The following is a 455-nucleotide window of genomic DNA, read 5'->3' as shown; positions in this document are numbered from 1 at the left end:
GGACACACGCCGGGGGCACCGATGGGCCTCGCTGACCTCCAGCGTCGCGACGCGCGCATCGCCGAGCTTGAGGCGATCGGCCGTCGCAACCGCACGCGCGATCAGGATCATGAACTTGGTCGTCTGGTCGATGCCCGCGATCAACTCTGGCGTCGTCTCGCCCGTCGCATCGCCGATGCGCGCACCCGCGCGCGCGACCTCGAAGCCTATGCCCGCCAGGTCGGGCTGCCCTTTCCCGAAAGCGCCACCCATGGTTGATCTCGTCGACGCCGCCCAGCAACTGGAAAGCGAACACCTCGCCCGCGCGATCGCGGCCGCCCGCGTCCCGGTGCCCGAAGGCATTCCCGGCGAATGCGAGAGTTGCGGCGAGGATATGCCCCGCCTTGTCGACGGCCGCTGCGCGCCATGCCGCGATGGGCGCATGCGCATTGCACGGTTTCATTCGGTGCCGGGAG

At 69.7% G+C, this 455-nt stretch carries 2 protein-coding genes; one reads left to right on the top strand and one right to left on the bottom strand.

Features of this window, described 5'->3' with window-relative positions; genetic code table 11:
* The coding region (locus AACY45_RS28500; RefSeq protein ID WP_339548808.1) for a hypothetical protein at positions 1-252 on the bottom strand (252 nt) is incomplete at its 3' end.
* Between AACY45_RS28500 and AACY45_RS28495 the strand changes: the two genes are divergently transcribed.
* A partial coding sequence (locus AACY45_RS28495) for a hypothetical protein (protein WP_339548807.1) occupies positions 251-455 on the top strand: 205 nt, incomplete at its 3' end. The genes AACY45_RS28500 and AACY45_RS28495 overlap by 2 nt on opposite strands.

It is taken from the genome of Pseudomonas sp. RA_35y_Pfl2_P32 (assembly GCF_963970735.1).
Lineage (GTDB): Bacteria > Pseudomonadota > Gammaproteobacteria > Pseudomonadales > Pseudomonadaceae > Aquipseudomonas.
The sequence above is the reverse complement of the archived record's forward strand: the minus strand, read 5'-3'. Positions and strand labels throughout refer to the sequence as shown.